The following is an 8,782-nucleotide window of genomic DNA, read 5'->3' on the forward strand; positions in this document are numbered from 1 at the left end:
GCTTGCTCGCGATAAGCCGCTATCGCGAGCAAGCTCGCTCCTACATCCATCGGTTCCAACATGTCTGCGCACTAGCGCGAGTGCAGGCGCCGCATCAGTTCGCCGTGGTCGGGCAGGGCGCGGGCGAGTTCGAGGTTGGCGGCCTTGATTTTCTTCAGGGTTTGCCAGACCGCTTCCTTCGGCATCTGCCGGCTCATGGCGTGGGGCGTTCGCGGCAGGCGGCCGAAGCCGGTGGCGATGGAATAGAAGGCGGTATCGCCGAACAGGCCTTGGTCCTGCCATTCGACCAGGCCGGTGCGATCGTAGAGTTCCAGCGTCTGCGCCAGCGAATCGGGCAGCGGCAAGGCGCGCGCGGCGCGCCAGAATTCGCTGTCCTCGCGGCTGTTGAGCAGGTAGTGGAGCACGATGAAGTCGCGGGCTTCGTCGTATTCGCGCGCCACGCGGCGGTTGTAGCGATCGATCAGCAGCGGATCGAAACCGGTGTCGGGGAAATAGTCGAGCAGCATCTCGACGCTCTTTTGCGCAAGATAAATACCGGTGGATTCGAGCGGTTCGAGGAAGCCGGCCGAGAGGCCGATGGCGACGCAGTTCCTGACCCAGAAGTTCGCGCGGCGGCCGATCTTCATCGCCAGGTGCAGCGGCTCGCCGTCCGGCTGTCCGGTGTGGGCCTTGAGTTCCGCGGCGGCCTGTTCCCGGTCGATGAAGCGGCTGGAATACACGTAGCCGCTGCCGACCCGGTGGCGCAGCGGGATGCGCCAGCACCAGCCGGCGGACAGCGCCGTGGACCGCGTGTAGGGATGGAATTCGCCGTCGTGGGGCAGCGGCAGCACGGCGGCGCTGTCGCACAGCAACTGGTCGGCCCAGCTGATGAAGCCGTCACCGAGGCTGCCTTCGATCAGCTTCGCGGCGAAGCCGGTGCAGTCGATGAACAGGTCGGCCTGCAGCGGGCCGTGGGCCGCGGTGTCGACATGGCTGATGAAGCCGCGCGGATCGAGCGCCACCTGGCCGACCTCGTCGACGATGTGCCGCACGCCGCGGCCCACCGCCAGGTCGCGCAGGAACACGGCAAAGGCGCGCGCGTCGAGGTGATAGGCGTAGGCCCCCTGCTGCATGATCGCCGAGTGCGCCAGCGGATTGCCGTCGAGCGGATGCGGCCCGCGGCTCATGTCGCCGAGCAGCGCCTGCAGCGAATACGAAACATAGGGCGAGGCATCGCGGCCGTCCTGGCGTTCGCGCAGCCAGTGGTGGAACAGCGGCAGGCCGCCGACCTGCGATGCGCCGACGACGCCGAAAGGGTGCCAGACCGCGTCGGCGCTGCGCTGCCAGTCGATGAACTTGATGCCGAGCTTGTAGGTGGCGTTGCTGGCCTTCATGAAGGCCGCCTCGTCTATCCCCATCGCGCGCAGGAAGCCGACCAGGGGCGGCACCGTGGCCTCGCCGACGCCGATGGTGCCGATGCTTGCCGATTCGACCAGGGTGATGCGGCACAGCTGTGGATCGAGGAAGCGGTTGAGGAAGGTCGCGGCGACCCAACCCGCGGTGCCGCCGCCGACGATCAGGATGTTCTTGATGGGTGATGGCATCGCGTTCCCGTGGCTTTATGCAAACGCGCAGGATAGCAAATCGCCCGGTTTAAAATCGTGTTACTGCGCGCCGCGCCGCCGGAGGTTTCCCCGAATGAACGCATCCACCCTGGTCCGCTCCATCAATTGCTGCTGCCTGCTGCTGCTCGTGCTTGCGGCGAGCGGCTGCGCCACCAATCCGGTGACCAAGAAAACCGAGCTGGCCTTCGTCTCGGAGCAGCAGGAAATCAGCATGGGCGCCAAGCAGTACCTGCAGAACCAGCAGTCGGCGGGCGGCAAGTTCATTCTCGACCCGGCGCTCGCAGCCTATGTCAATGAAGTCGGACAGAAGCTGGTCAAGGTCAGCGACCGGCCGAACCTGCCCTTCGAGTTCGTCATCATCAACGATTCGGTGCCCAATGCCTGGGCCTTGCCCGGCGGCAAGCTGGCGCTCAATCGCGGCCTGCTGACCGAGCTGAAGAGCGAGGCCGAACTGGCGGCGGTGCTGGCCCATGAAATCGTCCACGCCGCAGCCCGCCACGGCGCCAGCGCGGTGGAGCGCGGCACGCTGCTGTCGGCCGGCGCCGCGGTGATCTCGGTGCTGACGGCGGACAACCGGGCGGCCGACCTGATCGACGTTGCCACGCAGGGCGGCGCGATGCTGCTCAACTTCCGCTTCGGCCGCGAGCACGAGCTCGAAGCCGATCGCTACGGCATGGACTACATGGTGCGCGCCGGCTACGACCCGCAGGCGGCGGTCGAACTGCAGGAGACCTTCGTCCGCCTCTCGGGTGACAAGAAGCCGAACTGGCTGGAAGGCATGTTCGCCACCCACCCGCCCTCGCAGGAGCGCGTCGACGCGAATCGCGCCAAGGCCGCCGGCATGCCGGCCGGGCTATTCCGCGGCGAGGACGTCTACCGGCAGAAGCTGGCTTTCCTGAGCAAGACCAGGCCGGCCTACGCGGCCCACGACGAAGGTCGCAAGCTGCTCGAAAAGCAGCCGGCACAGGCCCTGGCGCAGGCCGATCAGGCGCTCAAGCTGGAGCCGCGCGAAGCGATGTTCCATGCGCTGCGCGGCGATGCGCTGAGGAAGCTCGACCGCAATGCGGAAGCGGAACGCGAGTACGACGAGGCGCTCAAGCGTAACGACGCGTACTACGCCCACTACCTCAATCGCGGCCTGATCCGCCAGCGCCTGGGCAACAAGGCCGGCGCCCAGAGCGACCTGGAACATGCCAACAAGCTGCTGCCGACCGCCGCCGCGCATTACCTGCTGGGCAACCTGGCGCAGGGCGCCGGCAATCCGGCCAAGGCCATCGGGCACTACAAGCTGGCGGCGGGAGCGGAATCGGAGGTCGGCCGGCGCGCCGGCGCGGCGCTGCTGCGGCTCGATCTGCCGCGCAATCCGGGCAACTACCTGCAGGTCGAAACCGTGGCGGACAGCCAGGGCAATCTCGGCCTGCGCGTGACCAATCGCAGCCCGCTGCCGGTAGCCAGGCTGCGCGTGACCGGCGCCGTGCCGGCAGCCGGTTTCCAGCGCGAATACGAGTTGCCGGGAACCCTGAAGCCGGGCCAGTCGGCCGTGGTGGCGATGGGCGTGCGCCTGGCCGACTTCAAGGTGGGTCTGAATCAGGTACGCGGCCAGGTCCGCAGCGCGGAAGCGATCGAGTAGGGCCGGGAAGCCAGTACGCAGACATGTTGTAGCCGATGGATGTAGGAGCGAGCTTGCTCGCGACAACGGCTTATCGCGAGCAAGCTCGCTCCTACAGGGGATGCGCCTTTTCCTTGTTGACTGACTGCTAGACCAGCCCGTTCATCAACTGCACCATCACCGTCTCGCCAGCGGCAACTGATCCGCGCTCGTGTTCGAGCACGATGAAGCAGTCGGCGTCGGCCATCGAGCGCAGCACGCCGGAGCCTTGGGCGCCGGTCGGGCGCACGCACCATTCGCCGTTTTCCCGGGACAGGATGCCGCGCTGGAATTCGGTGCGGCCGCGGCCTTTTCTCATCGGCTCGACGCAGCGTGCGGGAAAACCGGGGACGGGCCTGACCGGATCGATGCCGGAGAGCTTCATGATGGCCGGCTGGACGAACTGGTAGAAGGTCACCATCACCGCCACCGGGTTGCCGGGCAGGCCGAACAGCCAGGCGCCGGGACCATCAGCGCCATCGGGTTGTGTTTTACCTATCCGGCCGAAGGCCATCGGCCGGCCGGGTTTCATGGCGATTTTCCAGAAGGCGACTTCGCCCAGTTGGGCCATCAACTGCTTGATGAAATCGGCCTCGCCGACCGACACGCCGCCGCTGGTGATGATCGCGTCGCTGCAGGCCGCGGCCTCGCGGAAGGCCGCTTCGAGCGCGGCCGGGTCGTCCCTCACCACGCCCATGTCGATCACCTCGCAGCCGAGGCGCGTCAGCATGCCCCACAGCGTGTAGCGGTTGCTGTCGTACACGGCGCCTTCGGCCAGCGGCGTGCCGATCGAGCAGAGTTCGTCGCCGGTCGAAAAAATCGCCACGCGCACCCGGCGCCGCACCGAGACTTCGCCAATCCCGAGCGAGGCGACGATGCCGATCTCGGCCGGGCGCAGCTTCTTGCCGGCCGGTATCGCCGGGCGCCCGGCCTGGAGGTCCTCGCCGGCGCGGCGCAGATTCTGTTCCTTGCGCTGCCCCGGCGGGATGATGACGGCATCGCCCTCGACCTTGGTTACTTCCTGGATCACCACGCAGTCCGCGCCTTCCGGCAGCACGCCGCCGGTCATGATGCGCACCGTCTCGCCAGCGCCAACTCTTCCGGCGAAGGCGCGGCCGGCGAAGGCGGTGCCGATGTTCCTGAGGCGCGTGTCGTCGCTGGCGGCCAGGTCGCCGAAGCGCACGGCCCAGCCGTCCATGGCCGAGTTGTCGTGGGCCGGCACGTCGATCGGCGAAATGACGTCCTCGGACAGCACGCGATCCAGCGCCTGGCGCACGAAGACCCGCTCGTGACCGACTACCGGCTGCAGCAGGCCGAGGATGAGTTCACGGGCGCGATCGACGGGCAGGGAATTCGGATCGTAATCGTCGGCGCAGGAAAAGGCTTGGAGTATGGAAGTCATGAGGTGGCGGCGAACAAGGCAATCTTGAAGAAGGCAGCGTTCAGCCGCCGATGTAGGACATTTCCACCTTGCTGCCGGGCAGGACGGTGGCGGCGGTGCGGATCTCCGAATAGCGATCGTCGCGCCCGCGCCAGACCGCGGCAATTTCGCGCCGCAGCGCCTCGTCGCCGGCGCCCTGGCGCAGCATGGCGCGCAGGTCGTGGCCGGACTGGGCGAACAGACAGGTATAGAGCTGGCCCTCGGTGGACAGGCGGATGCGCGTGCAACTGGAACAGAAGGCCTGGGTCACCGAAGAGATGACGCCGATCTCGCCACCGCCGTCCTTGTAGCGCCAGCGCGCGGCGACTTCGCCGGGGTAGTTGGCGCCGACCGCCTGCAGAGGAAATTCCGCGTTGATGCGGGCGACGACCTCGGCCGAGGGCACCACCTCGTCCATGCGCCAGCCGTTGGAACTGCCGACGTCCATGTATTCGATGAAGCGCAGGATGTGGCCGCTGTGGCGGAAATGGCGCGCCAGCGGCAGGATCTGGTCGTCGTTGGCGCCGCGCTTGAGCACGCAATTGACCTTGATCGGCGCGAGGCCGACCTCCGCCGCCGCGGCGATGCCGTCGAGCACGTCGCCGACGGCGTAATCGACGTCGTTCATGCGCTTGAACACGTCGTCGGCTATGCCGTCGAGGCTGACCGTGACGCGGTTGAGGCCGGCATCCTTGAGCGCCCGCGCCTTCTTGCGCAGCAGCGAGCCGTTGGTGGTCAGGGTGATTTCCACGGGCAGCTTCGCCAGCTGCTCGATCAGGTTTTCGATGTGGCGGCGCAACAGCGGCTCGCCGCCGGTGAGGCGGATCTTCTCCACGCCCTGCTCGACGAAGATGCGCGCCACGCGCATGATTTCCTCGAAGGAGAGCAGCTTGCTGCGCGGCAGGAAGGCGTAATCGTCGTCGAAGATTTCCTTCGGCATGCAATACACGCAACGGAAGTTGCAGCGGTCGGTGACCGAAATGCGCAAGTCGCGCACGCGCCGCTGGCGCAGGTCGAGCAGTTCGCCTTCGGGCGGCGCGACGAGGTCGCGCCCCGGCGGCAGCGTGGTTCTGACGGCCCTGACGATGGGAATGATTCGCGCTTTCATGAGACTTCAGACTATAAGCTGCGCGGGCTTTCGAGACAACACCCGGGACGCACTGATTACGCCGCGCGATGCGGCGCCTGGCGTCGCGCTCGCCCCGGCGGTCCTGTGTCGGCCTCAGGGCTTGGTCTGGGGGCGCTGGAGCAGCAGCGACGGGTTTTCCTTGACCTTTTCCGTCAGGCTGCCGACGCTGGTCACGACTTTCTTGACCTGGTCCTCGATGGCGGCGAATTTCTTGACCAGCTTGGGCAGCTCGTCGAGCATGGCATTGAGGCCGGTTTTTTCCGAAGGAATCTCGGGTATCTGGTCCGCGGGCGTGACCGCAAGCAGGGTCTTCGCCGCCGGGTCGCCGCCGTTCAGCTCGATGAACACCACGCCGGTGATGCCTTTCAGCGTGAGGCTGGCGCGGGTGTCGGTCTTGACCGGCGTTTCCTTGCGCAGGCGCACATCCACGCGCACCAGACGCGAATTCTCGGGATCGATGCCCATTGCCTTGACCGTGCCGACATCGACACCGCGAAATTTCACCGCGTCGCCGGCGGTGAGCCCGCTCACCGAATCGGGAAAATGGATGCGGTAGATCACATCGTCATGGCGGCCGCTGCTGCCCAGCCACACCGCGAACAACGCGGCGGCAATGGAGAAGACGATGATGAACAGTCCCTCGAAGAAGTAATGTTTGTCAGTTTCCATGGCTTGTGCTCCTTGCTTTCATTGCGCCATCCGCGCGCGGTCCGTGGAAGAAATCGTGTATCCACGGATGGGCGGACTTCATCAACTGGTCCGCGGTGTCGACCGTGACGGTCTTGTCGACCAGCACGGCAATGCGGCCGCAGACGTTCAGCAGGGTGGTGAGGTCGTGGGTGACGATGACCACGGTGATGCCGAGGATCTGGTTGAGTTGCAGGATCAGCGCGTCGATGCCGCTGGCGGCGATCGGGTCGAGGTCCGCGGTCGGTTCGTCGAGAAACAGTATCCGCGGGTCGAGCGCCAGCGCCCGCGCCAGGGCCGCGCGCTTGACCATGCCGCCGGACAGCGCCGAGGGAAACTTGATGCCGCTGTCCGCCGGCAGGCCGGTGAGCGCCAGTTTCATCGCCGCGATCTGTTCCTGCTGCCCGGCCGGCAGGGTCGTGTGTTCGCGCAGCGGCAGCATGATGTTCTGCGCCACCGAGAGCGAAGAAAACAAGGCGCCCTGCTGGAACAGCACGCCGATCAGCGCGGCGCGTTCGGCGGCGGCGATGGACTGCACCGGCTTGCCCTTGAGCAGCACCTCGCCGGCGTCCGGCCGGTGCAGGCCGGTGAGGGTCTTCAGCAGCACCGATTTGCCCGAGCCCGAGCCGCCGGCGATGCCGATGATTTCGCCGGGCATGACATTGAGGCTGAGTTTGTCGTGCACCAACTGTTTGCCGAAGCGATTGACGATACCGCGTGCGGCAAGCATGGGTTCCGCATGGCCATGTGACCGCGTCAGGGTGTTCATAGGCCGAGCTTTTCGAACAGGATGGAGAAGAACGCGTCGAGCACGATGACCAGGAAAATCGATTTCACCACGGCGCGCGTGGTCTCCCGCCCGACACTCGCCGCCGAACCCGTGACGCGCAGCCCGTGCATGCAGCCGATGACGGCAATGAAGAAGGCAAACACCGGCGCCTTGAACAGGCCGACGAACAGATCCTGGCCGTCGACCACCTGCGGCAGGCGTGCCAGATATTGGGTCGGCGATACGTCGAGCAGCGCCTGCGCGATCGCGGCGCCGCCGACCAGGCCCATGATGTCGGCAAAAAATGTGAGCAGCGGCAGGGTGATGACCAAGGCGATCACGCGCGGCACCACCAGCACCTGCATTGGTTCGATGCCCATCACCTTCAGCGCGTCGACTTCCTCGCGCGTCTCCATGACGCCGATTTCGGCGGTGAAGGCCGAGCCCGAGCGGCCGGCGACCATGATCGCGGTGATCAGCACGCCCATTTCGCGCAACACGGACACCGCCACCAGGTTGATGGTGTAGTCCTCGCCGCCGAAGGGACGCAACTGGGCCACGCCCTGGTAGCCGATCACGATCGCGATCATGATCGCCATCAGGCCGATGATGGGCAGCGCATGAATGCCGGTTTCCGTGATGTGCCGCGAAATCGACGCCGGGCGCAGGCAAGCCGGGTGCAGCAGCGCGCTGACGGTCCAGCTTGCGGCACGGCCGACAAAGCGGATGATTTCGATCACTTCGTGGCGCACATCGTGCGCGCCTTTGCCGAGCTGGACGACAAGCTGGCGCCAGCGGGGAGCGATCCTGACTTTCGGTATCGGCTTGAGCTCAAGGCCGTAGATGAGGTCGAGCAGCGCGCGGTGTTCGGCACTGACGCCGATGAGGCCCACGCCCTTGTCGCGCAGACCGCAGAGGAACAAGGCGCCCGGCGTGTCCAGGCTGTCGAGCTGCGCAACATCGAGCTGACGCGACGGCCCCGGCTGCGACCATGCTTTCAAGGCGTTTTCGGCCTCGACCAGCGTCGATATTTCAAGCGCACCTGCCAGTGCCAGGCGATCGCCCTCGCCGCTGACGACAAGCGCGGGCAGGGACGGGCTGGCGGAAGCGTGCTGCGCGTGTGCAGGCATACAGGTCACGGTTTGTGCGCCGCTCCATCAAGCCGGAGCCGGCCGCAAGATTCAAAGTCGACAAGCCACCGCGCTGCCGCGGAGCTGTCGCATGACTTGCAGCGTATTGCAAACGCCCGTCACGCTCGGTGCGCTAGCGAACATGCGCCGGCCTGCGTCGCCGTCACGCCAGCGCCAACTCTCGTCTTGCGGCGGCTTGCGTCGCACGCAGCATCAATGGACGCTAGTACGCAGACATGTTGTAGCCGATGGATGCAGGAGCGAGCTTGCTCGCGATAGCGGCTTATCGCGAGCAAGCTCGCTCCTACAGGGAATGCGCCTTTTCCTTGTTGACTGACAACTAGTATCGATACGCATTAATTACGAAACATAATGACGAGCCATTTTGAGATCAG

At 66.0% G+C, this 8,782-nt stretch carries 7 protein-coding genes; 1 reads left to right on the top strand and 6 read right to left on the bottom strand.

Features of this window, described 5'->3' with window-relative positions; genetic code table 11:
* Positions 1-71 precede the first annotated feature (71 nt).
* On the bottom strand, positions 72-1,583 hold the full coding sequence (locus RMO95_RS23070; RefSeq protein ID WP_310453044.1) for a tryptophan 7-halogenase: 1,512 nt from the start codon (positions 1,581-1,583) through the stop codon (positions 72-74).
* 94 nt (positions 1,584-1,677) lie between these two features.
* Here RMO95_RS23070 and RMO95_RS23075 point away from each other — a divergent pair, with 94 nt between their 5' ends.
* Positions 1,678-3,234: a M48 family metalloprotease gene (locus RMO95_RS23075; protein ID WP_310453045.1), complete on the top strand. Its 1,557-nt coding sequence runs from the start codon at positions 1,678-1,680 to the stop codon at positions 3,232-3,234.
* A 127-nt stretch (positions 3,235-3,361) separates the two neighbouring features.
* Here the strand turns inward: RMO95_RS23075 and glp are convergent, their stop codons facing one another.
* From glp to RMO95_RS23100, 5 genes are all read right to left on the bottom strand, one after another.
* Positions 3,362-4,654: a gephyrin-like molybdotransferase Glp gene (glp, locus tag RMO95_RS23080; protein ID WP_310453046.1), complete on the bottom strand. Its 1,293-nt coding sequence runs from the start codon at positions 4,652-4,654 to the stop codon at positions 3,362-3,364.
* Between the two features lie 40 nt (positions 4,655-4,694).
* Entirely contained in the window at positions 4,695-5,780 is a 1,086-nt protein-coding gene (gene moaA, locus RMO95_RS23085) for a GTP 3',8-cyclase MoaA (protein WP_310453047.1), read from the bottom strand.
* A 114-nt stretch (positions 5,781-5,894) separates the two neighbouring features.
* On the bottom strand, positions 5,895-6,470 hold the full coding sequence (locus RMO95_RS23090) for an MlaD family protein (RefSeq protein WP_310453048.1): 576 nt from the start codon (positions 6,468-6,470) through the stop codon (positions 5,895-5,897).
* Positions 6,460-7,218: an ATP-binding cassette domain-containing protein gene (locus tag RMO95_RS23095; RefSeq protein WP_310453049.1), complete on the bottom strand. Its 759-nt coding sequence runs from the start codon at positions 7,216-7,218 to the stop codon at positions 6,460-6,462. Before RMO95_RS23095 ends, RMO95_RS23090 begins: the two co-directional genes overlap by 11 nt.
* Before the next feature lie 35 nt (positions 7,219-7,253).
* Entirely contained in the window at positions 7,254-8,387 is a 1,134-nt protein-coding gene (locus RMO95_RS23100) for an MlaE family lipid ABC transporter permease subunit (protein ID WP_310453050.1), read from the bottom strand.
* Positions 8,388-8,782 lie beyond the last annotated feature (395 nt).

The organism is Sulfuritalea sp. (assembly GCF_031426875.1).
In the GTDB taxonomy this organism is placed as follows: domain Bacteria; phylum Pseudomonadota; class Gammaproteobacteria; order Burkholderiales; family Rhodocyclaceae; genus Sulfuritalea.